Raw genomic sequence first — 26,076 nt, 5'->3', positions numbered from 1 at the left:
CGCCGGCCGGCCCTTCCCTGTCCCGGACCCGGGGCGCGCCGTCAGGGGCGCCGGTCGAGCGACCGGAACCGCTGCAGGCTGGCCACGCCGCTGTCCAGGTCCACCGCCATCATGACCGCGTGCAGGTGTTCCGCGTTACGCACATCCACGTCGATCAACAAACGGAAATAATCCGGTTTCCTGTCAACGAAATGCAGGTCCGAGATATTGGCGTTCTGTTCGCCGATCAATGTGCAGATGCGCCCCAGCACCCCTTTTTCGTTCGAGATCGTGACGTCGATGGTCACGTTGTGAACTGGGGCGTGGCGCCCGTCCGTCCAGTGCAGATCGATCCAGCGCTCGGGCTGCTCGTCGAAATCGGCCAGCGCCGGGCAGTCGATGGTGTGTACGATCGGGCCGTGGCCGGCGTAGGTGATGCCGACGATCCGCTCGCCCGGCACCGGCTGGCAGCACTGCGCGCGGCGGATCTCGGCGCCGGGCGGCAGGCCGATGACGGCGCGCCGGGCCTCGACATGGGCCTCCTCCGAGGTGGCGACCAGCTCGGGGTAGAGCCGCGCCACCACCGACCGCGCCGACAGCTCGGCCGAGCCGATGCGCGCCAGCATCTCGGCCCCGTCCTTGAGCCCGATGGCCCGCGCGGCGGTGTCGAGCGTCTTGTCGGTGGCCTTCTTGCCGACGCTGTCGAAGGCGACGCGCGCCAGTTCGCGGCCCAGCTTGATGAACCGCTCGCGGTCCTCCTCGCGCAGCATCCGCCGGATCGCGGTCTTGGCGCGGCCGGTCACGGCGATGTCGATCCAGGTCGCCTGCGGGGTCTGGCCCTCGGCGGTGATGATCTCGACCGACTGGCCGTTCTTGAGCCGCGTCCACAGCGGCACGCGCAACCCGTCGACCTTGGCGCCGACGCAGGAATGCCCGATGCGGGTGTGGATCGAATAGGCGAAGTCGATCGGCGTCGCCCCCTTGGGCAGCTGGATCACGTCGCCCTTGGGCGAGAAGCAGAACACCTGGTCGGAATACATCTCGAGCTTGACGTGCTCGAGGAACTCGTCGTTGTCCTCGGCCGAGCCGAAGCGCTCGGTCAGGGTCTCCAGCCACTTGGCCGGGTCGACGGCAAAGGGGTTCTCGGAGCGCACGCCGTCGCGGTAGGACCAGTGCGCGGCCACGCCCGATTCCGCCACGTCATGCATCTGCCGGGTGCGAATCTGCACCTCGACCCGCTTGCCGTCGCGGCCCGACACGGTGGTGTGGATCGAGCGGTAGCCGTTCGACTTGGGCTGGCTGATGTAGTCCTTGAACCGCCCCGGCACGGCGCGCCAGCGCTGGTGGATCGCGCCCAGCACCCGGTAGCAGTCGTCCTCGGTCTCGGTCAGCACGCGGAAGCCGTAGATGTCGGACAGGCGCGAGAAGGCCAGGTCCTTTTCCTGCATCTTGCGCCAGATCGAGAACGGCTTCTTGGCGCGGCCGAACACGTCGGCCTTGACCCCGGCGCGGTCGAGCACGGCCTCGATGTCGTCCGTGATCTTGGGGATGACGTCGCCCGATTCCTTCTGCAGCGTCAGGAAGCGGCGGATGATGGAATTGCGCGCCTCGGGGTTCAGGACGCGGAAAGCCAGATCCTCCAGCTCCTCGCGCATCCACTGCATGCCCATCCGGCCGGCCAGCGGCGCGTAGATGTCCATCGTCTCATGCGCCTTCTTGGCCTGCTTCTCGGGCGGCATGTGGCGGATGGTGCGCATGTTGTGCAGCCGGTCGGCCAGCTTGACGAGGATCACCCGCAGGTCCTTGGACATCGCCATCAGGAGCTTGCGGAAGTTCTCGGCCTGCTTCGATTCGCGGCTGGACAGCTCGAGGTTGGTCAGCTTCGTCACCCCGTCCACCAGCTCGGCCACGTCGCGGCCGAACAGCTGGGCGATCTCGGTGTAGGTGCCCTTGGTGTCCTCGATGGTGTCGTGCAGCAGCGCGGTGGCGATGGTGGCGTCGTCCAGCCGCTGCTCGGTCAGGATCGCGGCGACGGCGACGGGATGCGTGAAATACGGCTCGCCCGAGTGCCGCTTCTGGCCCTCGTGCATCCGCTGCGCATAGGCGTAGGCGCCCCGCAGGAGCGCCTCGTTGGTCTTGGGGTTGTAATTGCGAACGAGGGAAATCAGGTCGTCGGCGTCGATCATGCCCCGTCCGCCCTGTGTCCCCGCGCGGCCCTTAGCGTTGGCCTTGCGCTTCCATGAGCGCGCGCAGCATCTGCTCCTCGCTCATGTCGTCGTGGACCGGCCGATCGGCCTCGACGCCCTGCAGGAGCGCCATGGCGTCCTCTTCGGGCTCGTCGACCTCGATCTGGGTCTGGTGGCTTTCGATCAGCCGCTCGCGCAGGTCGTCGGCGCCCTGCGTCTCCTCGGCGATCTCGCGCAGCGCGACGACGGGGTTCTTGTCGTTGTCGCGGTCGATCGACAGCGGCGCGCCGGACGCGATCTCGCGCGCGCGATGCGCGGCAAGCATGACAAGCTCGAACCGGTTCGGAACCTTGTCGACGCAATCTTCAACGGTGACGCGGGCCATGGATCGGCACCTCCAGCCTTTGGTCGGGGGTCGTAGAAAGGCACCATCTACGCGCGGGGCCGGGAAAAGACAAGGGTCAAGGCGCCCCGTCGCCCGGATCGAGCGGGCGGATCGCCGCGCGCTCGGCCGCCGGCAGGGCGGTGGCCATCTCGGCGACCGTGCGCCCGGTCACCGGGTGGCGCCATTCGGGGGCGACATCGGCCGCCGGCACCAGCACGAAACCGCGCTCGGCCAGCCGCGGGTGCGGCAGGATCAGGCGGTCGGGCGTCGCGCGGGCGGCCTCATCGGGGGGCAGCGCGGCCCACTGGCCTTGCGTCGCGCGGTCGGGCAGCACGGTGTCGCCCAGCGCGATCAGGTCGAGATCCATGATCCGCGCCTCCCAGCGCGCCGTGCGGGTGCGCCCGAAGGCGGCCTCGACCCCGTGCAGGAGCGCCAGCAGGTCCTCGGGCGTCCCCGCCCAATCGAGCGCCGCGGCCGCGTTCACGAAGTCGGGGCCGGCGCCGGGCGGAAAGGCCGGCGTGCGGTAAAGCCGGCTGCGCGTCAGCGGAACGCCCGCCCGCGCCTCCAGCAGATCCATCGCCGCGGCGACGCTGCGGGCCGGGGGCAGGTCGCCCGAGGGCAGATTCGCACCGAAGGCGACCACTCCTTTCGTATAGGTCCCCATATCCTTTTTCCCCTCGCCCTGGCCGGCATACTGCTTGCACCGGGGGATCGATCTCATATGTTGAAACCATTCGGCTTCAGGCCCGCGGTAGCGTCACTCCCTACCATGACCGGTCCCGGACGCCACATTGATCGAGGATTTCTTCGCCATGTTCTACCGGGACGAAAAACTGGCGCTGTTCATAGATGGCTCCAACCTCTACGCCGCGGCCAAGGCGCTTGCCTTCGACATCGACTACAAGCTCCTGCGGCAGGAGTTCATGCAGCGCGGCAAGCTCCTGCGCGCCTTCTACTACACGGCGCTGCTGGAAAACGACGACTACTCGCCGATCCGGCCGCTGGTCGACTGGCTCCACTACAACGGCTTCACCATGGTGACCAAGCCCGCGAAGGAGTTCGTCGACAGCCAGGGCCGGCGCAAGGTCAAGGGCAACATGGACATCGAGCTGACGGTCGATGCCATGGAGATGGCCGAGCACGTGGACCACATCGTGCTGTTCTCGGGCGACGGCGACTTCAAGCCGCTGGTCGAGGCGCTGCAGCGCAAGGGCTGCCGGGTGTCGGTCGTGTCGACCATCCGCAGCCAGCCGCCGATGATCGCCGACGACCTGCGCCGCCAGGCCGACAACTTCATCGAGCTGGACGAGCTGCGCGAGGTCATCGGCCGGCCGCCCCGCGAACCGCGCGAGGACCGCATCCGGCAGCAGGCCGACAGCGACGACTGAGCCGCCGCTTGCAAGGTGATGGGCGCGCGGGTCATCCTCGCGCCCATGCCGCGCCCGCGTCCGCCCCGCCCCTTCGTCCCCGACCCCGCGCAGATGGCGCTGGCGCCCGGTGTCTCGGGCAACGCGATCAACGGGCTGGGCGAGACCGCGCCGCGCCGCGCGCGCATGGTCTATTGGGCACCCGATCCCGACACGATCCCGCACGGGGCCATGCAGCGCTGGTTCTACAGCGCCACGCCGCCCGACCCGCGCTTTGCCGAGGTGCGGGCCTGGCGGCAGGCGATCTACGACGCCCCCCTGCCCGAGGTGACGGGGCCGCCCGCCCAGCGCAGCCCCGGGGACTGGACCGCCGCGCTGGGGCGCTTCGTCGACGAGGGGCTGTGCGAAAAGACCGGCGTGGCCGAGATGCGCGCGGATTGGGTCTACGAGGGCCGCGCGGTGCCGCAGTCGCGGGTCATCATGATCGGGGTCGCCCACGACTACGGCGCGATGGACCAGGCCCCCGGCATCCCCGCCGCGGTCGAGGTGCTGCGCCAGTATGGCCGCGCGGCGCTGGCGGCCAAGACCATCGCGGGCTGGCTGCGGGAACAGGGCTGGGCCGCCGAGCCCGCCACCGGGCCGATGACCGGCGCGCTCCTGATGATCCCGCCGGCGCTGGCCTGTGGTTTCGGGGAGCTGGGCAAGCACGGCTCGATCATCGACCGCGACATGGGCGCCTCGTTTCGCCTTGCCGCCGTGCTGACCGACGCGCCCTTCGCGCCCACCCCGCCCGCCGAGCACGGCATCGACGCCTTCTGCGCCGCCTGCCGCATCTGCGAGGACGCCTGCCCGCCCGAGGCCATCAAGCCAGACAAGCAGACGGTGCGCGGCGAGACGCGCTGGTACGTCGATTTCGACGCCTGCCTGCCTTACTTCAACCAGACGCAGGGCTGCGCGATCTGCATCGCGGTCTGCCCGTGGTCGCGCCCCGGGGTCGGGCCATCGCTGGCCGCGAAACTCGCCCGGCGCGCGGACCGCAGGGCCAGCCCCTAGACCGGGCCGTCATACTCCCCGCGGGCGGGGTAGGATTTCTCGATGGCGAAATCGACGGCGCCCAGCAGCTCGCGGAAATGCGGCCGCACGAAGGGCATGGTCTGCACGCTCATGTAGTAGAGCGTCTGGTCGGGGTTCACAAGGAACAGGCCGGGTTCCGCGAACAGCGCCGGTTCCTCGATCCCGATCGAGGTCTTGCCGCGCGAGGTCGAGATGTAGAGGCCCCATTCCCGCGCCTTGGCGAGCGTCAGGTCGTGGCCGACCCGCAGGGCGCTTGCGCCGATCTTGTCGGCCATGCCCTGCGCCCGCTCGGCCCCGTCGGACGAGATCGCCACCGTGCCCACGCCGCGCTCGGCGAAGGCGGGGGTCAGCTTCTCGAGCTCGGTCAGGTAGGTGGCGCAGAGGGGGCAATGCAGCCCGCGGTAGAAGCAGATCACCGTGCCCCGCGGGCTGGTCTCGGCGGCAAGGTCGAAGGTTCCGCCGCCCAGCAGGGGCACGGACAGGGCGGGAACGGTCTGGCGGGGCATCAGCATTTTCGGGGGCTCCTGTTCTTGACGGGCCCCTGAAACCCCGGGCGCGGGGCGATGGCAAGTCACGTCTCGCTCCCGGTCGCGCACGGTGCCGTGTGCGCCCGCTCACAGCCGGCGGAACACGGACGCCTGGAAACCCTGCGCCCCGCCCTTCGGCGTGTGGTGCAGATGTCGCTCCGACGCCACGGGGGCGAAGGCGCCGGGCACCTGGGCCTCGACCTCGGCAGCCAGCGCGGCGGGCGACCAGCGCTGCACCGGCAGGCCCGAACACATCTCCGGCCCGTCCTCGGCAAAGGTCATCAGGATCGCGTGGCCGCCCGGGCGCAAGGCCGCCGCCATCCGCGACAGGTAAGCCCGCCGCGCCGCCGCGTCCGTCAGGAAATGGAACGCCGCCCGGTCGTGCCAGACGGCATAGGCGCCGGGCTCGGGCGCCCACGCCGTGACATCGGCCACGACCCAACTCACCCGCGCCGCCGCCGCCCCCAGCCGGGCCTGCGCCACGCCCAGCGCCGCCGCCGACAGGTCGAGGCATGTCAGCCGCCCGTAGCCCCGCGCCAGAAGCGCATCGACCAGCCGCGAAGCACCCGCGCCCACGTCGATCACCGGGGCGTCCGGGCCTGCATGGGCCGCGATCAGGCGCAGGGACAGGGCGGGGTCGGCCTCGAACCAGGTCAGCGCCGCCTCGGCGCGGGCGCCGTAGACGGCATCCCAGTGGCCGGCCCCGCCCCCGCTCATTCCATCGCCGCCGCCGCGTTCACCTGCGCGTGGATCTCCAGGATCTCGGCCGGCCAGGTCGACTTGATGTAGCTCAGCACGGCGATGATCTCGGCCTCCGACAGCCGGTCGCCGAAGGCGGGCATGTCGCTCTCGTAGCCGCGCCCGACCACGGCGGCGGTGCCCCGCGTGGTGATGTCGATCAAGAGCGCGTCGGCATGGTGCCAGGTGTGGCCGGTGCGGTCATGGGGCGGCGCCGGCATCCGGCCGTTGGCATTGCGCACCTGCCAGTCGGGCTGCCCCTCCAGGTCGGCCCCGTGGCAGGCGGCGCATTCCGCGGCGTAGATCTCGGCGCCCTGCGCCACCACCGCCGGGTCCTGCCAGCGCAGGATCCCGCCCGGCGCCTCGGTGGCCCCCGCCGGCCACAGCGCAAGGCCCAGCCCCGCCACCGCCACGGCCCCCGCGGCCCCCGCGATCCAGATCGATCGTGCCATCCATTCGTCTCCCGTACGTCCTGTCGCGGGATGTATCTGGCGGCTTCCCCCTGCTGGAAGGCAACCCCCCGGGCTGGACGGGCGCGCGCGAAAGCCTTACCTCTGGTGTCAACCTGACAAGACACACCCCCGCTGCCCGAGGCCCGCCGATGACCAAGCCGCCGCTGACCATCCACCTCGCCGCCCCGCGCGGCTTCTGCGCGGGCGTCGACCGGGCGATCAAGATCGTCGAGATGGCGATCGAGAAATGGGGCGCCCCGGTCTATGTCCGGCACGAGATCGTCCACAACAAGTACGTCGTCGACGACCTGCGCGCCAAGGGCGCCGTCTTTGTCGAGGAACTGGACGAGTGCCCGCCCGACCGGCCGGTGATCTTTTCCGCCCACGGCGTGCCCAAGGCGGTGCCGGCCGAGGCCGCCCGGCGCCACATGCTCTTCGTCGACGCCACCTGCCCGCTGGTCAGCAAGGTCCATATCGAGGCCGCCCGCCACCACGAGAACGGGCTGCAGATGATCATGATCGGCCACGCCGGCCACCCCGAGACGATCGGCACCATGGGCCAGCTGCCCGAGGGCGAGGTGCTGCTGGTGGAAACCGTCGAGGATGTGGCGACGGTGCAGGTCCGCGACCCCGCGCGGCTCGCCTTCGTGACGCAGACCACCCTGTCGGTGGACGACACCGCCGACATCGTGGCGGCGCTCAAGGCGCGCTTCCCCGCCATCGTCGGCCCGCACAAGGAAGACATCTGCTACGCCACCACCAACCGGCAGGAGGCGGTCAAGGCGATGGCGCCCAGGGCCGACGCGATGCTGGTGGTGGGCGCGCCCAATTCCTCCAACTCGAAACGGCTGGTCGAGGTCGGCGCGAGGGCGGGATGCCGCTACGCCCAGCTGGTGCAGCGCGCCGCCGACATCGACTGGCGCGCGCTAGAGGGCATCCGCAGCCTCGGCATCACCGCCGGCGCCAGCGCGCCCGAGGTGTTGGTGAACGAGGTGATCGACGCCTTCCGCGACCGCTTCGAGGTGACGGTGGAGCCCGTCGTGACCGCCGAGGAGAACGTCGAGTTCAAGGTCCCGCGGGTGCTGCGCGAACCGGCCTGACACCCGTCACCGCCGCCCTATCTTGCATTGCGTTACGCGGGAGGGGTCCGGCCCATGTCCGACTACGTCACCTTCGAGGCGGTGATCGAGCCCATCGACTGGGGCGGCACCATCTACACCGTCGTGCGCCTGCCGCCCGAGGTGGTGGCCGCGCTCGGCCCCACCCGCCGGGTCGAGGGGGAATTCGCCGAGCACCCCGTGAACCTCGCCGTCACCCGCGGCCCGGCCGATGTGGTCGACGGGGCCTTCCTGTGGTCCGGCAAGTCGCTGATGGACCGCACCGGCCTGCGCCCCGGCGAGGTGTTCGAGGCCCGCCTCCGCCCCGCCCCCGACGACGCGGTCGAGGTGCCGCGCGACGTGACCAACGCCCTGCGCTCGGCCGGGGTGCTGGACGCGTGGGAGGCGCTGACCCCGGGCCGCCGCCGCGGCCTGCTGCACCGGATCGAGACCGCGAAACGCGCCGAGACGCGGGCCGCCCGCATCGCGGCGCTGATCCGGGACCTGGCCGGGTAACTGCCGGCGCAGGCGACCCCACCCCTGTGGGGTGCGCCTTCACGGCACACCATGCCCACCGCACCGCCGGCGTCCCTGCCCTTTGGCGCCTGGGCCCTTGCCCCGCCGCGCGTCGCACGGCAGATACGGGGCCATGACGCGCATCCCGACCTCCGCCCTGATCCTCGGCCTCGCCGGCCTGTTGCCGTTCCTCTACGGGGCGCTGACCGTGCTCTGGCCCGCCAGCGCCGGCCTCGGCCGGGCCTGGAGCCCGAACCACGCAGGCCCGGCGCTCCTGCAGATCTACGGCATCGTGATCCTGTGCTTCATGGCCGGCGTCATCTGGGGCTTCGCCACCCGCGCCGAGGGGCGCCGCGCGACGCTGTTCTACGCCCTGTCCGTGCTGCCCGCGATCTTCGTGTTCCTGACCGCCTTCGCCGAACCGCGCGCCAGCCTCGTGATGCTGATCGCGGGGTTCGTGTCGCTGCTGGCCATCGACGCGGCCGCGATGCGCGACGGGCTGGCGCCGGCGTGGTGGCTGCGGCTCAGGCTGCTGCTGACGGCCGTCGTCGTCGCCTGCCTGGCCGTGGGCGCGCTGGCATGAGCCGCGCCGGTGCCTGAGCTCTTCGCCTATACCGACGGCGCCTGTTCCGGGAACCCCGGCCCGGGCGGCTGGGGCGCGCTGTTGCAGGCGAAGGACGGCGAGACCGTGCTGAAGGAGCGCGAGCTGAACGGCGGCGAGGCGGACACCACCAACAACCGGATGGAACTGCTGGCCGCCATCGCCGCGCTCGAGGCGCTCGAGCGGCCCAGCGCCATCACCATCGTGACCGACAGCGCCTATGTGAAGAACGGCGTCACCGGCTGGATCCACGGCTGGAAGCGCAACGGCTGGCGCACCTCGACCAACAAGCCGGTCAAGAACGAGGACCTCTGGCGCCGGCTGGAACAGGCGCAGGCGCGCCACCGGGTGACCTGGGAATGGGTCAAGGGCCACGCCGGCCACCCCGAGAACGAGCGCGCCGACGCGCTGGCCCGCGCAGGCATGAAGCCGTTCAAATGACCGTGCTGACCGCCCTCGACTACGCCGCGGTGCTGGTCTTTGCCCTGACCGGCGCGCTGGCGGCGTCGCGCAAGCAGCTGGACCTGGTGGGCTTTGCCTTTCTCGCCAGCCTGACGGCGCTGGGGGGCGGGACGGTGCGCGACCTGCTGCTCGACCGCAACCCGGTGTTCTGGATCGCCGACCCCACGCCGCTTGGCATCGCCTGCGGGGCGGCGGTGCTGGTGTTCTTCACCGCGCACCTGCTGGAAAGCCGGCAGACGGTGCTGACCTGGCTCGACGCGCTGGCGCTGCCGATCGCGGTGGCGGCCGGGGTGCGGGCGGCGTCCGAGACCGGGCAGAGCGTGCCGATCGTGCTGATCATGGGCATCGCCACGGGCTGCTTCGGCGGCCTGTTGCGCGACATCGTGGCCAACGAGGTGCCGCTCCTGATCCGCACCGGCAAGCTCTACGTCACCGCCGCGCTGACGGGGGCGGGCGCCTACCTGGTGGTCGAGGCGCTGTGGCCGTCCGAGGCGCTGGCGCTGGCGGCCTGCATCGTGACCTGCTTCGCGCTCCGCGCGGGATCCCTGCGCTATGGCTGGGGCCTGCCGGTCTACAAGCCGCGCCCGCCGCGGGGCTGAGGCGCCAGCTTCCTTGACTTGGCCGCGGGGCTGGCCCAAACCCGCGGGCACGAGGCACCGGGCGAGAAGGCGGGCGATCATGGCGGCAGCGGCCAAGAAGGACGGCATCTGGGAGACGGTCAAGACGATCGTCTACGCGCTTCTGATCGCGGGCGTGTTCCGGACCCTGTTCTTCCAGCCCTTCTGGATCCCGTCGGGGTCGATGAAGGACACGCTGCTGATCGGCGACTTCCTGTTCGTCAACAAGATGGCCTACGGCTATTCGCGCCATTCCTGCCCGTTCTCGATGTGCCCCTTCGAGGGCCGCATCTTCGCCCGTGAGCCGGAACGCGGCGACGTGGTGGTGTTCCGCCACCCGGTCGAGGGGACCGACTTCATCAAGCGCATCGTCGGCCTGCCCGGCGACCGTGTGCAGATGATCGGCGGCGTCCTGCACATCAACGGCACGCCGGTCGAGATGACGCCCGAGCCGCCCTTCGAGGAGGTGTTCGAGCGCCAGGGCCCGCAGCAGCTGCCGCCGCGCTGCTCCAACGCGCCGGTGGGCGAGGGCGGCGTCTGCATCAAGGAGCGCTTCACCGAAACGCTGCCGAACGGGGTCAGCCACTCGATCCTCAACATCGCCGACGGCAGCCGCGCCGACGACACGCCCGAATACGTGGTGCCCGAGGGGCATTACTTCGTGATGGGCGACAACCGCGACAACTCGGTCGATTCGCGCTTTCCGCAGTCGGTGGGCGGGGTCGGGTTCGTGCCCTTCGAGAACATCCTCGGGCGCGCGGACCGGGTCATGTTCTCGTCGGCCGGGCGGCGCATGGTCTATTTCTGGACCTGGCGGGCCGACCGTTTCTTCCGGGCGATCGAGTGAAGCTGGCGCGCGAGCTCGAGGCCTTCTGCGACCGGCTGGGGCACCGCTTCGGCGACCCCGAGCTGATCACGCGCGCGCTGACCCATGCCTCGCTGTCCTCGGCCACGCGGCCCGACAACCAGCGGCTGGAGTTCCTGGGCGACCGGGTGCTGGGCCTCGTCATGGCCGAGGCGGTGCTGGCGCAGGACGCCGACGCCAAGGAGGGGCAGCTTGCGCCGCGCTTCAACGCGCTGGTGCGCAAGGAGACCTGCGCCGAGGTCGCCCGCGAGATCGACCTCGGCGCGGTGCTGCGGCTGGGCAAGTCCGAGATGACGACGGGCGGGCGGCGCAAGATGGCGCTGCTGGGCGACGCGATGGAGGCGGTGATCGCGGCGGTCTACCTGGACGGCGGCTTTGCCGCCGCGCAGGCGGTGGTGCTGCGGCTCTGGGGCGAGCGCGTCGGCGCGGTGGCCGAGGATGCGCGCGACGCCAAGACCGCGCTGCAGGAATGGGCGCAGGCGCGCGGCATGGCGCCGCCGGCCTACGTGGAGCTGTCGCGCGAGGGGCCGGACCACGCGCCGGTGTTCCGCGTCGCCGCGCGGCTGGCCGACGGGCGGTCGGCCGAGGCCGAGGGGCGGGTGAAGCGGCAGGCCGAGCAGGCGGCGGCGCGGGCGCTGCTGGACCGGGTCGAGCGCGGGTAAGGAGGGGTTTCGCCTGCTTGCGCAGGCGACCCGTGCGAGGGGCTCTGCCCCTCGCGCTCCCCGGAGTATTTTGGAAGCAAAGATGAGGGGGGTCGTGGTGCGGACCACGTTGATCGTGCTGGCGCATCCGGAGCGGGGGTCGTTCTGCGGGGCCTGGGCCGGGGCGAGTGCGGCCGCGGCGGAGGCGGCGGGGGACCGGGTGCTGTGGTCGGACCTTTACGCGATGGGGTTCCAGCCGGCCGAGGGGCCGGGCCGGTATGTCGAGCCGTTGTCGCCCTTCGATCCCTTGAAGGCGCAGGAGCGGGCGGCGGGGGCCGGGCGTTTGCCTGCGGATGTCGCGGCGGAGGTGGAGAAGATCCGGGCAGCGGACCGGGTGATCTTTCACTTTCCGCTGTGGTGGTTCGCGCCGCCCGCGATGCTGAAGGGCTGGTGCGACCGGGCGCTGGCGCACGGGGCGGTGCATGACGTGGACCGGCGGTTCGACACCGGGCTGCTCAGGGGCAAGCGGGCGCTGTTATGCGTGACCACCGGTGCGCGGGCCAGCGAATGCGGGCCGGACGGCAAGGAGGGGGAGACGCGGCTGCTTCTGTGGCCCTTGGCCTACACGCTGCGCTACTGCGGGATGGAGGTGGCCGAACCCCTGATCGTCCACGGCGTGCACGGCTACCACGAGGGCGCGCGCAAGGCGGAGCTTGAGGCGCGGCTGGAGGGCGTGCTGGACGGGCAGGCCGCGGTGCTGGCGGGGCTGGGCGACAGGCCGCTGTTGCCGTTCAACGCGGACGCGGAGTTCGACGGGGAGGGGCGGCTGAAGCGCGAGGCCCCCAGCCACTGGCCCTTCATCCGGCACCCGGGCTAGAGGCCGGCGCCCTCGTCCTTGCCGAGCAGAATGTTGAGGTTCTGCACCGCCGCGCCGGACGCGCCCTTGCCGAGGTTGTCGAGCACCGCGATCAGCACCGTCGCCCCGGTCTCGGGGTCGCCGTCCACCGTCAGCTCCATCAGGTTGGTGCCGTTCAGGCGCTGCGGGTCGATGCGGTCGCCCATCGCCGCGCGCTCGACCACCTGCACGAAGCGCTGGCCCTTGTAGTGGGCGCGCAAGGCGTCCATCGCGGCGGCGGGACCGCCCGGGGGCAGGTGGAGGGGGACCTGCACGATCATGCCCTGCGCGAAGGGGCCGACCTGCGGCACGAAGATCGGCCGCCGGGTCAGGCCGGCATGGGCGACGATCTCGGGCAGGTGCTTGTGCTTCTGGCCTGTGGCGTAGACGAAGCCGCCGGTGACGGCGCCGGTCTCGAACTCGGCGATCATCGACTTGCCGCCGCCGGAATAGCCCGACAGCGCGTTGATCGTGACCGGGTGGTCGGGGGCGATGACGCCCGCGGCGACCAGCGGCTTCAGCAGCGCGATGGCGCCGGTGGAGTAGCAGCCGGGGTTCGACACGAACTTGGCCCCCGCGATCCGGGCCCGCGCGCCGGCGTCGAGCTCGGCAAAGCCGAAGGCCCAGGCCGGGTCGGTGCGGTGGGCGGTCGAGGCGTCGATGACGCGGCAGGGCAGGTGCGCGAGGTCGGGGGCGATCTCGTGCACGGCGGCGTCGGGCAGGCAGAGGATGGCGACATCGGCCTCGCCGAAGGCACCGATCCGCGCGAGCCGCGACTTGCGGCTTTCCTCGGGCAGCGAGATGAGCGTGATGTCGGCGCGGGATTCGAGGCGCGCGCGGATCTGCAGGCCCGTCGTGCCAACCTCGCCGTCGATGAACACCTTTGCCGTCATGATCCCGTCTCCCTGTCCGGCCGGACCCGGCCCCCATAGCGCCGAACGGGCCATCCATGCAACTCTGGACTGTGGCGTCGGCGGCCCGGATCGGCTAGGACCACGGGCCATGCATGACCCCGAGGATCGCCCCATGACCACCCGCGCCGGTTTCGTCGCCCTGATCGGAGAGCCCAACGCGGGCAAGTCGACGCTGCTGAACCGCATGGTCGGCGCCAAGGTCTCGATCGTCACCCACAAGGTGCAGACCACGCGCGCGCGCATCCGCGGCGTGGCGATGGCCGGCGAGGCGCAGATCGTCTTCGTCGACACGCCCGGCCTGTTCCGGCCGCGGCGCCGGCTCGACCGGGCGATGGTGGCGGCGGCCTGGGGCGGGGCGGCGGATGCCGACGTGATCGTGCTGCTGATCGAGGCGCACCGCGGCAAGACCGAGGGGGTGGACGCGATCCTGGCGGGTCTGGCCGAAAAGGCGCAGGGGCGGCGCGTGGCGCTGGCGATCAACAAGATCGACCGGGTCGAGGCGCCGGTGCTCCTGAAGCTGACCGAGGAGATGAACGCGGCCTTCCCCTTCGAGCGGACCTTCATGATCTCGGCCGAGAAGGGCTATGGCGTCGACGACCTGCGCGACTGGCTGGCGGCCGCGATGCCCGAGGGGCCTTGGCTCTACCCCGAGGACCAGATCGCCGACCTGCCGATGCGGATGATCGCCGCCGAGATGACGCGCGAGAAGCTGACCCTGCGGCTGCACCAGGAGCTGCCCTACCAGCTGACCGTGGAAACCGAGATGTGGCAGGAGCGCAAGGACGGCTCGGCCCGGATCGACCAAGTGATCTACGTCGCCCGCGACGGGCACAAGGGGATCCTGCTGGGCAAGGGCGGCGAGACGATCAAGGCCGTCTCCAAGGCCGCGCGCGAGGAGCTGGAGGAATTCCTCGGCCGCAAGGTGCACCTGTTCCTGCAGGTCAAGGTGCGCCCGAACTGGCTAGAGGAGGCCGAGCGCTATTCCGAGATGGGGCTCGATTTCCGCGACGGGAACTGAGCCGCGATGGCGCGGCTGACCGCGGAGTTCTGGGTGGGGGCCTATCTCGCGCGGCTGCGGCTGGCCGACATCCCGGCCTTCGTGGTGGCGCGGGGGGATGCCACGGCGGGGGCGGTGCTGGTCAAGTGCAACACGCTCGACGGGCAGGCGGTGGCGTTCCAGCGGCGGACCGACCTGATGACGGGCGACAGCGTCTGGATGGAACTGGCGCGCGGGGACGAGGCGGCGGTGGACGCGGCGATCGGGCGGCAGCGGGGGTTCGACCCCGACCTCTGGGTGATCGAGGTCGAGGACAGGGCCGGGCGGCACCTGCTGGGGGAGGACGGGCTGGCGTGAGGGGCGGCGCGCCCCTGCCCCGCCTCAGCGGTCCGCGAAGCGCCCGATGGAGATCATTCCCACCCCGCCCAGCAGCACCAGCACGAAGAGCCCGGCGAGATTCACCGCCACCGCCTCGCGGCCGAGCGTGGTGAGGTCGAGGAAGGGATAGGGGTAGACCCCGTCGACCGACCCGCGCGCCAGCACATAGGCGCAGTAGACCGCGGGCCAGAGGGCGAAGATCGGCAGGTCGGGATACTCCAGCCGCCGCTTCGGCGCATGGACCAGCCACCAGAACGCGATGGCCAGCGGCCCGGCGGTGTGCAGCCCGTGGTCGGCCCACCAGCCCAGCCCGGTAAAGTCGATGAGATGCGACAGCAGCAGGTGGTAGACCAGCCCCACCATGACCATCGACAGGGTCAGCGCGGCAAGCCACGCCCCCGAGACCCCGCCCCGGATCGGGCGCGAGATCACCCCGAAGGTCACCGCCACCAGCAGATGGGTCAGGATGGTGAAATACCGCGCCATCTCGAGCGCGGTGGCCAGAGGCGGCTCGGCCCGGACAGCTTTGAGATGCAGGAACTGCGCCCCGACCGAGACCGCCGCCAGCAGGGCGATCAGGAGGGCCGTGCGGCGGGCAGGTCTCGACAGGGCCGGGAACATGGCGCGGAGCCTGCCACGGGGTCGGCAGATGGACAAGCGCGGGCGCGGGTGGTTCAGTCGCGGCCATGGACTGGCGCGAGGACGGCATCCTTCTGGGCGTGCGGCGGCATGGGGAACATGCCGCGATCCTCGACCTGTTCACGGCGGGCCACGGCCGGCACATGGGCGTGCTGCGCGGGGGGGCGTCGCGCCGGATGGCGCCGCTGCTGCAGCCCGGCGCGCAGCTGGACGCGACGTGGCGGGCGCGGCTCGACGCGCATCTGGGCAGCTACAGCGTCGAGCTGGTGCGCGGGCGGGCGGCCGAGGCGATGGGCGACCGGCTGGCGCTGGCCGGGCTGACGGCGGTCTGCGCGCTGTTGTCCTTCGCCCTGCCGGAACGCCACGCCTACCCCGCGCTCTATGCCCGCAGCCTCGCGCTGCTGGACGGGCTCGGGGCCGAGCGCTGGCCCGAGGCCTATCTGGGCTGGGAACTGGCGCTGCTGGAAGAGACGGGCTTCGGCCTCGACCTGACGGCCTGTGCGGTCACCGGCGTGACGCAGGACCTCGCCTATGTCTCGCCGCGCACGGGGCGGGCGGTCTCGGCGGCCGGTGCCGGGGACTGGGCTGGCCGGCTCCTGCCCCTGCCGGGCGTGCTGCGCGGAACGCCCTCGGGCGACCCGGCCGAGGTGGTGGAGGGGCTGCGCACCACCGGGCATTTCCTGTCCGAACACCTCGCCCCGTCGCTGGGCGACCGGCCCCTGCCGCCGGCGCGGCAACGGCTGGTGGACCTGATCGCGCAGCGGGCGGCTCAGGCGCGGCCCTGAGCGGCCAGCCAGCGGGCGGTGTCGACAAGGCTTTCGCGCGGGTCGCGGAAGGTGATCCCGAGCAGGTCGCGCGCGCGGCTGGCGTCCAGCTCGCGGCGGAGGTTGAGGGAGGACCGGATGGCGGCGACGGCGGGGTCGACGTGGCCCAGCGCCCAGATCAGCAGGCTGGGCGCGCGCCGCGTGGGGATGCGGCGGTCGGGGAAGGCGGCGGCGAGGATCTCGGCCATCTCGGGATACCACAGGAAATCCGAGGCGCCGACGATGCGCTGGCCGATGCTGGCCGGGGTGTCCAGCGCACGCAGGTGCATCTCGGCGATGTCGCCCACGTCGACGCAGGCGAAGCCGAAGTTGGGCAGCATCGGGTCGCGACCCGCCAGCAGGCGCTCCACCACCGCGAGCGAGGTGCCGGTGTCGCCGTCGAGCGGCGCGCCGAGGACGAAGCCGGGGTTGATCGTGGTGAGCGCCACGCCCGGCGCCTCGGTCGCCACCATGTCCCACGCGGCGCGCTCGGCCAGCGTCTTGGAGGCGCTGTAGGGCGAGATCGTGGGGGCCTCCGGGTCGGACCAGTCGCGCTCGTCGTAGCGGCGGCCCTGCGGCTGCGGCCCCTCGACCACGGCCGCGATGGAGGAGGTCAGCACCACGCGGGGCACGCCGGCCGTGGCCGCGGCCCGGATCGCACGGCGCGCGCCGTCGACGGCGGGGCGGATCACCTCTTGCGGGTCCTTTGGCTGCGACAGCGGGAAGGGCGAGGCGGTGTGCAGGATGGCATCGGCGCCGGCGGCGGCCTCGGCCCAGCCGTCATCGCGCGTGAGGTCGAGGGGCACCAGCGTCAGGCGCTCCATCGCCTCGGGCACCAGCGCGGCCATGGTGGCGCGCAGGGTCTCGCCGCGGGCCGGGCTGCGGATCGAGCCGCGGACGTGGTGGCCGGCCTGCAGGAGGCGCAGGACGATGTGCTTGGCGATGTAGCCGGACGCGCCGGTGACGAGGATGGTGGACATGGCGACGCGCTCCTGAAGTTAGTATCTCTAACATTGACCTTCGGCGGGCGAAGTCAAGGGCGCATCGGCGGGCGGTGCCGCGTCACCCGGTCAACGGATAGCTGGCCAGAGCCTCGTGCAGCGCGCCGCGGGGCGTGAGGGTGGAGCGGTAGAGCGTGACCGCGCGGGCGGTGAAGCCGGGCAGGTCCGCCACCGGCCCGAGCGCCGCGGCGAGACGGTCGCGGGTGCGGCCCTCGGGGCGGCGGTTGGCGCGCATGAGCGTGACATGCGGGCGAAAGCGCCGGCGCGGCAGGTCAAGGCCGGCGCTGCGGCAGAGGGATGCGAGGCGGTCGTGCAGGCCCTGCAGCGCGTCGCTGCGGTCGACGGCGGCGAAGATCAGGCCGCGCTCCATCTCGGTGAAGCTGTCGAGCCCGGTGAAGCGGATCTCGACGGGCGGCCAGCGCAGGCCGGTCAGCAGGTCGTGCAGGTCCTCCAGCGCGTCCTCGGGCGCATCGTCCAGAAAGGCGAGCGTCAGGTGCAGGTTCTCCTCCGGCACCGGCTTGCCGAAGGGGATGGCGGATTGCAGCCGGAGGAGCGCGTCGACGGTCTCGTCGGGGATCGGCAGGGCGAGGAAGGCGCGCATCAGGCCCCGGCCTCGGGGCGGGCGATGCCGCTGGCGCCGACGGGGTCGCACGTGCAGGGAAGATGGGGGGAGTTCCGGTCGCCGGTCGCCATGCGCCCAGATTGGCCGGGGCCGGCGCATGAGTCAAAGGCGGCCGATCCCGGCGAGGCTGGCGGGGTGCGCCGTGACGGCGCACCCTACAGGGCGCGGTGGCGTGCCCGTTCTCAGCCGAGCAGCCGCCGTGCGATGACCTGCGCCTGGATCTCCGCGGCCCCCTCGAAGATGTTGAGGATGCGGGCGTCGCACAGGATGCGGCTGATCTTGTATTCCAGCGCGAAGCCGTTGCCGCCGTGGATCTGCAGCGCGTTGTCGGCGCAGGCCCAGGCGACGCGGGCACCCAGCAGCTTGGCCATGCCGGCCTCGAGGTCGCAGCGGCGGTCGTGGTCCTTTTCCCAGGCGCTGAAATAGGTCAGCTGGCGGGCCACCATGATTTCCACCGCCATCATCGCCAGCTTGTTGGCGACGCGGGGGAACTCGATCAACGCGCGGCCGAACTGCTTGCGGTCCTCGGCATACTTCATGCCCTCGTCCAGCGCGCCCTGCGCCACGCCGATGGCGCGGGCGGCGGTCTGGATGCGGGCGGACTCGAAGGTCTGCATCAGTTGCTTGAAGCCCTGCCCCTCGACGCCGCCGAGCAGGTTCTCGCCCTTCACTTTGAAATCGTCGAAGTTGACGGTGTATTCCTTCATGCCCCGGTAGCCGAGCACCTCGATCTCGCCGCCCGAAATGCCGGCGTCGGGGAAAGGGGTCTCGTCGGTGCCGGGCGTCTTTTCCGCCAGGAACATCGACAGCCCGCGGTAGTCGGTCGTGTCGGGGATGGTGCGGGCGAGCACCGTCATCACATGGGTGCGGGCGGCGTGGGTGATCCAGGTCTTGTTGCCCTTGAGGATCCAGTCGCCGTTGTCGTCCTTGACCGCACGGGTGCGCAGGCTGCCCAGGTCGGAGCCGGTGTTGGGTTCCGTGAACACGGCCGTCGGCAGGATCTCTCCCGACGCGAGGCCGGGCAGCCATTTCTCCTTCTGCGCCTCGGTGCCGCCGGCGAGGATCAGCTCGGCCGCGATCTCGGACCGGGTGCCGAGCGAGCCGACGCCGATGTAGCCCCGCGACAGTTCCTCGGACACAACGCACATCGACGCCTTGGACAGGCCGAAGCCGCCGTATTCCTCGGGGATGGTCAGGCCGAAGACGCCCATCTCGGCCAGTTCCTCGATCACCTCCATCGGGATCAGCTCGTCCTTGAGGTGCCACTCGTGGGCGTAGGGCTCGACCTTGTCGACGGCGTAGCGCCGGAACTGCTCGCGGATCATCTCGAGCTCGTCCTCGAGGCCGGTCGCGCCCACCGTGATCTCGGCCCGGCGCTCCTGCATCAGCGCGACGAGGCGCGAGCGGGCGGCCTGGGTGTTGCCGGCCCGGGCCAGGGTCACGACCTCGGGGGCGGACAGGCCGCGCAGGTCCTCGGGCGTCAGGCCCATGTCCTGCGGGCGCAGGATCTCGGCCTGGTTCATCTGGATGCCGCCCGTGATCTGGCTCAGGTATTCCCCGAAGGCGATCTGCAGGATCAGCTGCTCGACCTCGCCGAGCTTGCCGTCGGCGGCCAGTCGCTCGGCCCAGCGGTGCATCTGGCGCAGCGATTCGACGTAAGTCGCCAGCCAGGCGAGGCCGTGGGCGGCGGTCTGGTTGTCCTCGAGCGCGCTGCCCGAGATGCGGCCGTCGACGGTGACCATCGCGGCGACGCGGGCGCGCGCGGTCTCGAGCAGCGCCTCGGCGGGCGCGACGGCCGCGCCGGTCAGATGCAGGAGATCGGGGAGGATGACGTGGGTCTCGGCGATCGGCTGTCCGTCACGGGGCATGGTCGGTCTCCTTCGGAATGGCACGGGGCGCGCGCCCTGTCGGGTCTTGGCGACGACTTAGGGCCTTTGCAGGTGCAGCGCAACAAAAATACCAAGTTTGTCGCACCCGCGCAGGAAAATGTCGTGACGTTTTTTGCGGTGCAGCGTGCCGGGGGCCGCGCTAGAAGGGCGCGAACGGGGGACACGCATGTTTCAGGACACACTCCAGCTGATGCCGCTCTGGGCCTTCGCCGCGGCCTTCGGGGTCACGCTTGTGGCGGGATTCGTCAAGGGCGCCATCGGCTTCGCCATGCCGCTGGTGATGATCTCGGGGCTGTCGCTGTTCCTCGACCCGCTGGTGGCGGTGGCGGGCATCGTGCTGCCGATCGTGATGTCGAACATCCTGCAGGTGATGCGCTTTCCGCTGGCCGAGGCGGTAGCGGCGCTGCGCGAGTTCTGGCGCTACATCCTCGTGGTCTGCGTCATGATCGTGATCGTGGCGCAGTTCATCACCGTGATCCCCACGCAGACCTTCTACCTCGTCCTCGGCGTGCCGGTGGTGATCCTGTCGCTGGTGCAGCTGATCGGCGTCCGGTTCCACATCGCGCCGCGCTGGCGGCGGCCGTCGGAATGGGGCGTGGGCTTCGTGTCGGGCGCCATCGGCGGGCTGACGGGGACATGGGGGCCGCCCACCGTGCTCTACCTGATCGCGCTGGACACGCCCAAGGCCAAGCAGATGCTGGTGCAGGGTGTGGTCTACGGGCTGGGCTCGGTCAGCCTGCTGGCAGGGCACCTGCAGTCGGGGGTGCTGAACGCGGTGACGATCCCGTGGTCGGCGGCGCTGCTGGTGCCGGCCTTCCTGGGGATGCAGGTGGGGTTCTGGATGTCGGACCGGATGAACCCGGTGATGTTCCGCCGCGCCACGCTGGTGGTGCTGGTGATCGCGGGGGCGAACCTGGTGCGGCGCGGCCTGATCGGCTGAACCCGGTCAGGACAGGGTGGCGACGCCGCAGGCCGCCGACAGCGCCGGCAGGAGCGCGGGCGGCATCACCTCGAAGGTGACGCGGAACAGGAGCTCGCCCGCGTGCTCGGCCTCGAAGGTCCAGGCGCCGGGCACCAGCTCGGTTTCCGCCTCGAAGCTGAAGCCGACCAGCCCCGGCCCGTCGCCGTCGACCACCGTCGACCAGCGCTCCACCGCGATGCCGCTGTCGGGATAGGGCGGGTGGGTGATGGTGATCCCGGCCGGGTCGAAGACGACCCCGTCGCGCGCCTCGACGATCACCCCGAAGCCGATGCCCAGCTGCGCGGGAACCAGCGTGGTGACGGCGCGCATCTCGGGAATGCCCGGCACGATGTTGACCACGCCCGCGGCGGTGTCCGGGGCCTCTTCGATGTCTATCGCGGGTTCGGCGCAGTAGACGCCGTAGACGAGGCTGTCGATCAGGGGCGACTTGTAGGGGTCGGGGCGCTCCTGCGCGGCAAGCGGCACGGCCACGCAGAGCAGGACTGCCGCCGCTGCGCTGACCGTCGATGCCTGCATGGGTCGCTCCCGTCCGGCCGGCGCGGCCGGGCCCCGGGGGGCCCGGTCCATCCTCCGGCAGCCCGTCACGAGATCGCGGCGGCCTTCACGTCGTCGTCGATGTAGGGGACGTACTGGGCGAAGTTATCGGCGAACATCTGCACCAGCTTGGCCGCCTGCCGGTCATAGGCCTCGACGTCGGCCCAGGTGCGGCGCGGGTCGAGCAGGATGTCGGCCACGCCGGCGCAGGTGACCGGAACCTCGAAGCCGAAGTTCGGGTCGCGGCGGAACTCGGCGCTGTTCAGGGTGCCGTCCAGCGCCGCGGTCAGCAGCGCCCGCGTGGAGCGGATCGGCATCCGGCTGCCGGTGCCGTAGGCGCCGCCGGTCCAGCCGGTGTTGACCAGCCAGCAGGTCGCGCCGTGCTGGTGGATCTTCTCCTGCAGGAGCTTGCCGTAGACCTCGGGCCGGCGCGGCATGAAGGGCGCGCCGAAGCAGGTGGAAAAGGTCGGCTCGGGCTCGGTCACGCCGCGCTCGGTGCCGGCCACCTTGGAGGTGAAGCCCGACAGGAAGTGATACATCGCCTGCGCCGGGGTCAGCCGCGCGATCGGCGGCAGCACCCCGAAGGCGTCGCAGGTCAGCATCACGATGTTCTTGGGATGCCCGGCCAGGCCGGTGGCGGAGGCGTTGGCGATCTGGTCCAGCGGGTAGGCGCAGCGGGTGTTGGCCGTCAGGCTGTCGTCGTCGAAGTCCAGCACCAGCGTGTCGGGATCGTAGACCATGTTCTCGATCACGGTGCCGAAGGTGCGGGTGGTCGCGTAGATCTGCGGCTCGGCCTCCTCGCGGAGGTTGATCGTCTTGGCGTAGCAGCCGCCCTCGAAGTTGAAGATGCCGCTTTCCGACCAGCCGTGCTCGTCGTCGCCGATCAGCGTGCGGCCGGGATCGGCCGACAGCGTGGTCTTGCCGGTGCCCGACAGGCCGAAGAACACCGCCGCGTCCTCGGGGTTGCCGGTGGCGTGGTTGGCCGAGCAGTGCATCGCCATCACGCCCTTGCCGGGCAGGATGTAGTTCAGCAGCGTGAACACCGATTTCTTGTTCTCGCCGGCGTATTCGGTGTTGGCGATCAGGATCAGCTTCTTGTCGAAGTTCATCGCGATCACGGTGTCGGTGCGGCACCCGTGGCGCTCGGGATCGGCGCGGAAGGTCGGGCAGTTGATGATCGTGAACTCGGGCACGAAGCCGGCCAGCTCCTCGGCCGCGGGGCGGCGCAGCAGGTGGCGGATGAACAGGTTGTGCCAGGCCAGCTCGGACACCACGCGCACGTCCAGCCGGTGCGCCGGGTCGGCGCCGCCGTAGAGGTCCTGCACGAAGTATTCGCCGCCCTTCATGTGCTCCAGCATGTCGGCGTGGAGCCGGTCGAACGCGTCGGGCGCCATCGCCTTGTTGTTGTCCCACCAGATGTTGGCCTCGACCGAGGGGGTGCGGACGATGAACTTGTCCTTGGGCGAGCGGCCGGTGAACTTGCCGGTCGACACCAGGAGCGTGCCGCCCTGCCCCAGCCGGCCCTCGCCGCGGCGGATGGCGGCCTCGATCAGCGCGGGTTCGAGCAGGTTGTAGTGCACCGTGCCGAGCCCCGTCATGCCCTGGGTTTCCAACGTCTGAGACGGGTTCACGCGAAGGGTGGTCATGTGTCGTTGCTCCTGGACCGGTGTGGCTGTCTGCGAGTCCGGGCCCGCGCCATGGCGGGCCTATACCATGACGGTTTTATTGCTGAACAGGACGGTTTCGCACAGTTAGCGCAACCATTTCGAAATTTTCTTTCGTACCGTTCCAAGTGCCGGACCGGCCTGCCCAAGACATAGGCTGTGGCAGTTTCACAACTGCTTAACCCCCGAACCCCTATTCTTGCTGGGTGTTTCGGGGCGATTCGGACATTTGAGATTGATTCTCCGGCGTTAAATCGGGAGAATGGGGAAAAAACAAGGCAGCCGAGCAGTAACAAGGATCATCCCATGCCGAGGATCGCACTTGTCGACGACGACAGGAATATCCTGACGTCCGTGTCCATGACCCTCGAGGCCGAGGGCTTCGACGTGGAAACCTACAACGACGGCCAGTCGGCGCTCGACGCCTTCAACCGGCGGATGCCCGACCTCGGCGTCTTCGACATCAAGATGCCGCGGATGGACGGCATGGACCTGCTGCAGCGCCTGCGCCAGAAAAGCCGGATGCCGGTGATCTTCCTCACCTCCAAGGACGACGAGATCGACGAGCTGATGGGCCTGCGCATGGGCGCCGATGACTACGTCAAGAAGCCCTTCTCGCAGCGCCTGCTGGTCGAGCGGATCCGCTCGATCCTGCGCCGGCAGGACGCCATCGCGTCGGACGCCGCCGGCGTGCCCGAGGAAAGCGCCGTGATGGTGCGCGGCCAGCTGTCCATGGACCCGCTGCGCCACGCCGTCACCTGGAAGGGCCGCGACGTGTCGCTGACCGTGACCGAATTCCTCCTGCTGCAGGCGCTCGCCCAGCGCCCCGGCTTCGTCAAGAGCCGCGACCAGCTGATGGATGTCGCCTACGACGAGCAGGTCTACGTTGACGACCGCACCATCGACAGCCACATCAAGCGCCTGCGCAAGAAGATGCGCTCGGTCGACGACGATTTCTCGGCGATCGAGACGCTCTACGGCATCGGCTACCGTTACAACGAAGAATAGGGCGGATCCGCGGTGCCCGCAGATCTCTCCATGACCAACCGCCGCGCCCGGGACCGCGCCGACATCGTGCTCGGCGAAGACTGGGACCGGCCGCCCGGCTCGGTCGAGACCGAGCTCAAGGCGGCCCGCGCGCAACGCGGGCTGATCTCGCTCAACCGCTCGCCGCTGGCGCGCAAGATCATCCTGTTCAACCTGCTCGCCATGGTCGTGCTGGTGGCGGGGGTCATGTACCTCAACCCGTTCCGCGACAGCCTCGTGATGCAGCGCGAGCGCGCGCTGGCCGTCGAGGCCCAGCTGATCGCCGAGGTTCTGGAGGCGGGCCTGCCCGCCGGGGCGCCCGAGAACCCGCTCGCCGACGGCGGCCTCGACGCCGCCGAGGTGCTGAGCCGGCTCAGCCTGTCGGACGGGGTCGACGTCTACGTCTACGCCCTGCCCGCGACGCTCGTCGCCTCGACCGAGGGCCTGTCGCGCAGCCCCGCCCGGCCCGTGCGCGGCCTCGACAACCGGCGCAACGACACGCTCCTGATCACCGATTTCCTCAACACCGTCTGGTCCGGCCTGTCGGGCCTCTTGACCGGCGGCCGCCCCGACCCCGTGACCGGCACCAGCCTCGACCTCGCGCAGACGCTGGTGGGGCCGGCGACCGAGGGGCTGACCGTGCTGAACCGGGGCACCGACGCCTCGGGCACGCTCTATGCCGCCGCGACCCCCGTCTTTGCCGAGACCGGGCAGGCCGGCGTCGTCGTCGTCACCACCGCCGCGGGCGAGATCGACCAGCTCGTGCGGGTCGAACGCGAGCAGCTGCTGCAGATGTTCGTCGTCGCGCTGCTGGTGTCCATCGGCCTCAGCCTGGTGCTCGCCTCGACCATCGCGCATCCGCTGGCCGACCTGGCCGACGCGGCCGAGCTTGGCCGCGACAAGAACGCCCGCAAGATGAGCCCGACCCGCGTGCGCATCCCCGACCTGACCGGCCGCCCCGACGAGATCGGGCGCCTGTCTGGCGCGCTGCGCGGCATGGTGTCGGCGCTCTACGACCGGATCGATGCCAACGAACAGTTCGCCGCCGACGTCGCGCACGAGATCAAGAACCCGCTGGCCAGCCTGCGCTCGGCCGTGGGCACCATGCGCGTCGCCCGCACCGAGGACCAGCGCAACCGCCTGCTCGAGGTGATCGAGCACGATGTGCAGCGGCTTGACCGGCTGGTGTCCGACATCTCCAACGCCTCCCGCCTCGACAGCGAGCTGGTGAAGGAGGAGGAAGAGGAATTCGACCTCGTCCGCACCCTGCAGAACATCTCGCAGTACCACGCCGAGGAGGCCGGGCGGAAAGGCGTCGACTTCATCACCGACCTGCCGACCGACGCGATCCGCATCTCGGGGCTGGAGGGGCGGCTGGCGCAGGTCTTCGTCAACCTCCTGTCCAATGCGATCTCCTTCTGCGAGGAGGGCGACGCGGTGCGCCTCTGGGCCCGCCGGCGCGAGAACCGCGTGCTGGTGGTGGTCGAGGACACCGGCCCCGGCATCCCGGAACAGGCGCTGACCAAGGTGTTCAACCGCTTCTACTCGGAGCGGCCGGAAAAGCAGTTCGGCAACCATTCCGGCCTCGGCCTGGCCATCTCCAAGCAGATCGTCGAGGCCCATGGCGGCGTGATCTGGGCCGAAAACATCCGCCCGACCGAGGCCGACGCCACCTCCGAACCGCTCGGCGCGCGCTTCGTGGTCGGCCTGCCGATCTGACCCGCGCGCCCATGCCGCCCGATCCCGCCCGCGACCCCATCGCCCGGTGGGCGCAGGACGCGGACGGCGCGGCGCTCTGGCTGCACGCGACGGGCGTGGCGGTCGACGGGCGCGGCCTGTTGATCCTCGGCGGCTCGGGCACGGGCAAGTCGGGCCTCGCGCTGGAGCTGATGGCGCACGGCGCGCGGCTCATCGCCGATGACGGGCTCTGGCTCGACACCGCGTCTCGGCCGCCCGCCCTGCGCCGGCCCGCGCAGGCCACGGGCCTGATCGAGGCGCGCCGCGTCGGGCTCCTTCACGCGGGCGACACGCTGGCCGAGGCCCCGCTCGCGCTGGCCGTCGACCTCGACCGCGCCGAAACCGACCGCCTGCCGCCGCCCCGCCGGATCGCGGTGGGCGAGACAGGCTGCCCGTTGATTCACGGCGCGGGCGACCCACGTCTTGCCCCGGCGCTCCTGCTGATGCTGCGGCATGGGCGGGCCCATCCCTGAGGCGGCCGGAGGACC

General features: G+C 70.9%; 30 protein-coding genes. 17 read left to right on the top strand and 13 right to left on the bottom strand.

Annotated elements, in window-relative coordinates; all coding sequences use genetic code 11:
• Positions 1 to 41: 41 nt before the first annotated feature.
• The 3 genes from HCU73_RS00300 to folK form a co-directional block, all read right to left on the bottom strand.
• A complete protein-coding gene (locus HCU73_RS00300) occupies positions 42 to 2,165 on the bottom strand; it encodes a RelA/SpoT family protein (RefSeq protein WP_168621416.1) in 2,124 nt (707 codons plus the stop codon).
• 31 nt (positions 2,166 to 2,196) lie between these two features.
• The gene (rpoZ, locus tag HCU73_RS00295; RefSeq protein ID WP_168621415.1) at positions 2,197 to 2,550 is read right to left on the bottom strand and encodes a DNA-directed RNA polymerase subunit omega; all 354 of its coding nucleotides are present in this window, start codon (positions 2,548 to 2,550) and stop codon (positions 2,197 to 2,199) included.
• 76 nt (positions 2,551 to 2,626) lie between these two features.
• Positions 2,627 to 3,214, bottom strand: coding sequence for a 2-amino-4-hydroxy-6-hydroxymethyldihydropteridine diphosphokinase (gene folK, locus HCU73_RS00290; RefSeq protein ID WP_168621414.1), 588 nt, complete (start codon positions 3,212 to 3,214; stop codon positions 2,627 to 2,629).
• 148 nt (positions 3,215 to 3,362) lie between these two features.
• Here folK and HCU73_RS00285 point away from each other — a divergent pair, with 148 nt between their 5' ends.
• Complete coding sequence (locus HCU73_RS00285; RefSeq protein WP_168622317.1) at positions 3,363 to 3,938, top strand: LabA-like NYN domain-containing protein; 576 nt, start codon at positions 3,363 to 3,365, stop codon at positions 3,936 to 3,938.
• An 18-nt stretch (positions 3,939 to 3,956) separates the two neighbouring features.
• Positions 3,957 to 4,970 carry a 4Fe-4S dicluster domain-containing protein gene (locus tag HCU73_RS00280; protein ID WP_239025402.1) on the top strand — a complete coding sequence of 338 codons (1,014 nt, stop codon included), beginning with the start codon at positions 3,957 to 3,959 and terminating at the stop codon, positions 4,968 to 4,970.
• Here the strand turns inward: HCU73_RS00280 and HCU73_RS00275 are convergent.
• The 3 genes from HCU73_RS00275 to HCU73_RS00265 all read right to left on the bottom strand — a co-directional run bounded on the left by HCU73_RS00275 (position 4,967) and on the right by HCU73_RS00265 (position 6,708).
• The gene (locus tag HCU73_RS00275; protein WP_168621413.1) at positions 4,967 to 5,503 is read right to left on the bottom strand and encodes a peroxiredoxin-like family protein; all 537 of its coding nucleotides are present in this window, start codon (positions 5,501 to 5,503) and stop codon (positions 4,967 to 4,969) included. The genes HCU73_RS00280 and HCU73_RS00275 overlap by 4 nt on opposite strands.
• Before the next feature lie 102 nt (positions 5,504 to 5,605).
• Positions 5,606 to 6,235: a class I SAM-dependent methyltransferase gene (locus HCU73_RS00270; RefSeq protein WP_168621412.1), complete on the bottom strand. Its 630-nt coding sequence runs from the start codon at positions 6,233 to 6,235 to the stop codon at positions 5,606 to 5,608.
• On the bottom strand, positions 6,232 to 6,708 hold the full coding sequence (locus HCU73_RS00265; protein WP_168621411.1) for a c-type cytochrome: 477 nt from the start codon (positions 6,706 to 6,708) through the stop codon (positions 6,232 to 6,234). Before HCU73_RS00265 ends, HCU73_RS00270 begins: the two co-directional genes overlap by 4 nt.
• Positions 6,709 to 6,857: 149 nt before the next feature.
• Here HCU73_RS00265 and ispH point away from each other — a divergent pair, with 149 nt between their 5' ends.
• The 8 genes from ispH (at position 6,858) to HCU73_RS00225 (ending at position 12,384) form a co-directional block, all read left to right on the top strand.
• Positions 6,858 to 7,808 (top strand): 4-hydroxy-3-methylbut-2-enyl diphosphate reductase, encoded by a 951-nt coding sequence (ispH, locus tag HCU73_RS00260; RefSeq protein ID WP_168621410.1) that lies wholly within the window; start codon positions 6,858 to 6,860, stop codon positions 7,806 to 7,808.
• Between the two features lie 54 nt (positions 7,809 to 7,862).
• Positions 7,863 to 8,321, top strand: a complete 459-nt coding sequence (locus HCU73_RS00255; protein ID WP_168621409.1) for a YdeI/OmpD-associated family protein — start codon at positions 7,863 to 7,865, stop codon at positions 8,319 to 8,321.
• Positions 8,322 to 8,454: 133 nt separating this feature from the next.
• Positions 8,455 to 8,904 (top strand): DUF3429 domain-containing protein, encoded by a 450-nt coding sequence (locus tag HCU73_RS00250; protein WP_168621408.1) that lies wholly within the window; start codon positions 8,455 to 8,457, stop codon positions 8,902 to 8,904.
• A 9-nt stretch (positions 8,905 to 8,913) separates the two neighbouring features.
• Entirely contained in the window at positions 8,914 to 9,363 is a 450-nt protein-coding gene (gene rnhA, locus HCU73_RS00245) for a ribonuclease HI (protein ID WP_168621407.1), read from the top strand.
• Entirely contained in the window at positions 9,360 to 9,983 is a 624-nt protein-coding gene (locus tag HCU73_RS00240) for a trimeric intracellular cation channel family protein (RefSeq protein ID WP_168621406.1), read from the top strand. The genes rnhA and HCU73_RS00240 overlap by 4 nt, the downstream gene beginning before the upstream one ends.
• A 79-nt stretch (positions 9,984 to 10,062) precedes the next feature.
• Positions 10,063 to 10,848 (top strand): signal peptidase I, encoded by a 786-nt coding sequence (gene lepB, locus HCU73_RS00235; RefSeq protein WP_168621405.1) that lies wholly within the window; start codon positions 10,063 to 10,065, stop codon positions 10,846 to 10,848.
• On the top strand, positions 10,845 to 11,528 hold the full coding sequence (gene rnc / locus HCU73_RS00230; RefSeq protein ID WP_168621404.1) for a ribonuclease III: 684 nt from the start codon (positions 10,845 to 10,847) through the stop codon (positions 11,526 to 11,528). The genes lepB and rnc overlap by 4 nt, the downstream gene beginning before the upstream one ends.
• An 82-nt stretch (positions 11,529 to 11,610) precedes the next feature.
• Entirely contained in the window at positions 11,611 to 12,384 is a 774-nt protein-coding gene (locus HCU73_RS00225; protein WP_210730441.1) for an NAD(P)H-dependent oxidoreductase, read from the top strand.
• Here the strand turns inward: HCU73_RS00225 and argC are convergent.
• Positions 12,381 to 13,295: an N-acetyl-gamma-glutamyl-phosphate reductase gene (gene argC, locus HCU73_RS00220; RefSeq protein ID WP_168621403.1), complete on the bottom strand. Its 915-nt coding sequence runs from the start codon at positions 13,293 to 13,295 to the stop codon at positions 12,381 to 12,383. The genes HCU73_RS00225 and argC overlap by 4 nt on opposite strands.
• A 133-nt stretch (positions 13,296 to 13,428) precedes the next feature.
• Here argC and era point away from each other — a divergent pair, with 133 nt between their 5' ends.
• Entirely contained in the window at positions 13,429 to 14,334 is a 906-nt protein-coding gene (gene era, locus HCU73_RS00215; RefSeq protein ID WP_168621402.1) for a GTPase Era, read from the top strand.
• A 6-nt stretch (positions 14,335 to 14,340) separates the two neighbouring features.
• Entirely contained in the window at positions 14,341 to 14,670 is a 330-nt protein-coding gene (locus tag HCU73_RS00210; RefSeq protein ID WP_168621401.1) for a DUF1491 family protein, read from the top strand.
• Between the two features lie 24 nt (positions 14,671 to 14,694).
• Here the strand turns inward: HCU73_RS00210 and HCU73_RS00205 are convergent, their stop codons facing one another.
• Positions 14,695 to 15,312: a Pr6Pr family membrane protein gene (locus tag HCU73_RS00205; RefSeq protein WP_168621400.1), complete on the bottom strand. Its 618-nt coding sequence runs from the start codon at positions 15,310 to 15,312 to the stop codon at positions 14,695 to 14,697.
• A gap of 65 nt (positions 15,313 to 15,377) precedes the next feature.
• Here HCU73_RS00205 and recO point away from each other — a divergent pair, with 65 nt between their 5' ends.
• Positions 15,378 to 16,115: a DNA repair protein RecO gene (recO, locus tag HCU73_RS00200; RefSeq protein ID WP_168621399.1), complete on the top strand. Its 738-nt coding sequence runs from the start codon at positions 15,378 to 15,380 to the stop codon at positions 16,113 to 16,115.
• Here recO and HCU73_RS00195 read toward each other — a convergent pair.
• From HCU73_RS00195 to HCU73_RS00185, 3 genes are all read right to left on the bottom strand, one after another.
• On the bottom strand, positions 16,100 to 17,113 hold the full coding sequence (locus HCU73_RS00195; protein WP_168621398.1) for an NAD-dependent epimerase/dehydratase family protein: 1,014 nt from the start codon (positions 17,111 to 17,113) through the stop codon (positions 16,100 to 16,102). The two genes, recO and HCU73_RS00195, sit on opposite strands and share 16 nt — an antisense overlap.
• Positions 17,114 to 17,195: 82 nt before the next feature.
• Positions 17,196 to 17,735: an RNA 2',3'-cyclic phosphodiesterase gene (thpR, locus tag HCU73_RS00190; protein ID WP_168621397.1), complete on the bottom strand. Its 540-nt coding sequence runs from the start codon at positions 17,733 to 17,735 to the stop codon at positions 17,196 to 17,198.
• A 203-nt stretch (positions 17,736 to 17,938) separates the two neighbouring features.
• The gene (locus HCU73_RS00185) at positions 17,939 to 19,624 is read right to left on the bottom strand and encodes an acyl-CoA dehydrogenase family protein (protein WP_168621396.1); all 1,686 of its coding nucleotides are present in this window, start codon (positions 19,622 to 19,624) and stop codon (positions 17,939 to 17,941) included.
• Positions 19,625 to 19,811: 187 nt separating this feature from the next.
• Here HCU73_RS00185 and HCU73_RS00180 point away from each other — a divergent pair, with 187 nt between their 5' ends.
• Positions 19,812 to 20,585 carry a sulfite exporter TauE/SafE family protein gene (locus HCU73_RS00180; protein ID WP_168621395.1) on the top strand — a complete coding sequence of 258 codons (774 nt, stop codon included), beginning with the start codon at positions 19,812 to 19,814 and terminating at the stop codon, positions 20,583 to 20,585.
• Between the two features lie 6 nt (positions 20,586 to 20,591).
• On the opposite strand, the gene HCU73_RS00175 is transcribed toward HCU73_RS00180, so the two are convergent.
• On the bottom strand, positions 20,592 to 21,143 hold the full coding sequence (locus HCU73_RS00175) for a DUF3859 domain-containing protein (RefSeq protein WP_168621394.1): 552 nt from the start codon (positions 21,141 to 21,143) through the stop codon (positions 20,592 to 20,594).
• A gap of 65 nt (positions 21,144 to 21,208) precedes the next feature.
• Complete coding sequence (locus HCU73_RS00170) at positions 21,209 to 22,807, bottom strand: phosphoenolpyruvate carboxykinase (RefSeq protein WP_168621393.1); 1,599 nt, start codon at positions 22,805 to 22,807, stop codon at positions 21,209 to 21,211.
• 324 nt (positions 22,808 to 23,131) lie between these two features.
• Here HCU73_RS00170 and HCU73_RS00165 point away from each other — a divergent pair, with 324 nt between their 5' ends.
• From HCU73_RS00165 to HCU73_RS00155, 3 genes are read left to right on the top strand one after another with little or no spacing between them, the layout of a single operon-like run.
• Positions 23,132 to 23,833: a response regulator transcription factor gene (locus HCU73_RS00165; RefSeq protein ID WP_168621392.1), complete on the top strand. Its 702-nt coding sequence runs from the start codon at positions 23,132 to 23,134 to the stop codon at positions 23,831 to 23,833.
• A 30-nt stretch (positions 23,834 to 23,863) separates the two neighbouring features.
• A complete protein-coding gene (locus HCU73_RS00160; RefSeq protein WP_168621391.1) occupies positions 23,864 to 25,570 on the top strand; it encodes a sensor histidine kinase in 1,707 nt (568 codons plus the stop codon).
• An 11-nt stretch (positions 25,571 to 25,581) separates the two neighbouring features.
• Positions 25,582 to 26,061 carry an HPr kinase/phosphorylase gene (locus HCU73_RS00155; protein WP_168621390.1) on the top strand — a complete coding sequence of 160 codons (480 nt, stop codon included), beginning with the start codon at positions 25,582 to 25,584 and terminating at the stop codon, positions 26,059 to 26,061.
• Positions 26,062 to 26,076: the final 15 nt, after the last annotated feature.

Origin of the sequence: Roseicyclus persicicus (genome assembly GCF_012395815.1) — a bacterium.
Taxonomy (GTDB): domain Bacteria; phylum Pseudomonadota; class Alphaproteobacteria; order Rhodobacterales; family Rhodobacteraceae; genus Roseicyclus; species Roseicyclus persicicus.
The sequence above is the reverse complement of the archived record's forward strand: the minus strand, read 5'-3'. Positions and strand labels throughout refer to the sequence as shown.

Excerpts from the sequence above, each read along its gene's own strand:
- HCU73_RS00205 (WP_168621400.1), bottom strand. The coding sequence starts at position 15,312 with ATGTTCCCGGCCCTGTCGAGACCTGCCCGCCGCACGGCCCTCCTGATC.
- HCU73_RS00210 (WP_168621401.1), top strand. The coding sequence starts at position 14,341 with ATGGCGCGGCTGACCGCGGAGTTCTGGGTGGGGGCCTATCTCGCGCGG.
- argC (WP_168621403.1), bottom strand. The coding sequence starts at position 13,295 with ATGACGGCAAAGGTGTTCATCGACGGCGAGGTTGGCACGACGGGCCTG.
- HCU73_RS00265 (WP_168621411.1), bottom strand. The coding sequence starts at position 6,708 with ATGGCACGATCGATCTGGATCGCGGGGGCCGCGGGGGCCGTGGCGGTG.
- HCU73_RS00155 (WP_168621390.1), top strand. The coding sequence starts at position 25,582 with ATGCCGCCCGATCCCGCCCGCGACCCCATCGCCCGGTGGGCGCAGGAC.
- HCU73_RS00170 (WP_168621393.1), bottom strand. The coding sequence starts at position 22,807 with ATGACCACCCTTCGCGTGAACCCGTCTCAGACGTTGGAAACCCAGGGC.
- lepB (WP_168621405.1), top strand. The coding sequence starts at position 10,063 with ATGGCGGCAGCGGCCAAGAAGGACGGCATCTGGGAGACGGTCAAGACG.
- HCU73_RS00280 (WP_239025402.1), top strand. The coding sequence starts at position 3,957 with ATGGGCGCGCGGGTCATCCTCGCGCCCATGCCGCGCCCGCGTCCGCCC.
- HCU73_RS00195 (WP_168621398.1), bottom strand. The coding sequence starts at position 17,113 with ATGTCCACCATCCTCGTCACCGGCGCGTCCGGCTACATCGCCAAGCAC.
- ispH (WP_168621410.1), top strand. The coding sequence starts at position 6,858 with ATGACCAAGCCGCCGCTGACCATCCACCTCGCCGCCCCGCGCGGCTTC.
- HCU73_RS00300 (WP_168621416.1), bottom strand. The coding sequence starts at position 2,165 with ATGATCGACGCCGACGACCTGATTTCCCTCGTTCGCAATTACAACCCC.
- HCU73_RS00160 (WP_168621391.1), top strand. The coding sequence starts at position 23,864 with ATGACCAACCGCCGCGCCCGGGACCGCGCCGACATCGTGCTCGGCGAA.
- era (WP_168621402.1), top strand. The coding sequence starts at position 13,429 with ATGACCACCCGCGCCGGTTTCGTCGCCCTGATCGGAGAGCCCAACGCG.
- HCU73_RS00180 (WP_168621395.1), top strand. The coding sequence starts at position 19,812 with ATGTTTCAGGACACACTCCAGCTGATGCCGCTCTGGGCCTTCGCCGCG.
- rpoZ (WP_168621415.1), bottom strand. The coding sequence starts at position 2,550 with ATGGCCCGCGTCACCGTTGAAGATTGCGTCGACAAGGTTCCGAACCGG.
- thpR (WP_168621397.1), bottom strand. The coding sequence starts at position 17,735 with ATGCGCGCCTTCCTCGCCCTGCCGATCCCCGACGAGACCGTCGACGCG.
- HCU73_RS00225 (WP_210730441.1), top strand. The coding sequence starts at position 11,611 with ATGAGGGGGGTCGTGGTGCGGACCACGTTGATCGTGCTGGCGCATCCG.
- HCU73_RS00185 (WP_168621396.1), bottom strand. The coding sequence starts at position 19,624 with ATGCCCCGTGACGGACAGCCGATCGCCGAGACCCACGTCATCCTCCCC.
- HCU73_RS00255 (WP_168621409.1), top strand. The coding sequence starts at position 7,863 with ATGTCCGACTACGTCACCTTCGAGGCGGTGATCGAGCCCATCGACTGG.
- HCU73_RS00175 (WP_168621394.1), bottom strand. The coding sequence starts at position 21,143 with ATGCAGGCATCGACGGTCAGCGCAGCGGCGGCAGTCCTGCTCTGCGTG.
- HCU73_RS00270 (WP_168621412.1), bottom strand. The coding sequence starts at position 6,235 with ATGAGCGGGGGCGGGGCCGGCCACTGGGATGCCGTCTACGGCGCCCGC.
- recO (WP_168621399.1), top strand. The coding sequence starts at position 15,378 with ATGGACTGGCGCGAGGACGGCATCCTTCTGGGCGTGCGGCGGCATGGG.
- HCU73_RS00285 (WP_168622317.1), top strand. The coding sequence starts at position 3,363 with ATGTTCTACCGGGACGAAAAACTGGCGCTGTTCATAGATGGCTCCAAC.
- folK (WP_168621414.1), bottom strand. The coding sequence starts at position 3,214 with ATGGGGACCTATACGAAAGGAGTGGTCGCCTTCGGTGCGAATCTGCCC.
- HCU73_RS00250 (WP_168621408.1), top strand. The coding sequence starts at position 8,455 with ATGACGCGCATCCCGACCTCCGCCCTGATCCTCGGCCTCGCCGGCCTG.
- HCU73_RS00275 (WP_168621413.1), bottom strand. The coding sequence starts at position 5,503 with ATGCTGATGCCCCGCCAGACCGTTCCCGCCCTGTCCGTGCCCCTGCTG.
- HCU73_RS00165 (WP_168621392.1), top strand. The coding sequence starts at position 23,132 with ATGCCGAGGATCGCACTTGTCGACGACGACAGGAATATCCTGACGTCC.
- HCU73_RS00240 (WP_168621406.1), top strand. The coding sequence starts at position 9,360 with ATGACCGTGCTGACCGCCCTCGACTACGCCGCGGTGCTGGTCTTTGCC.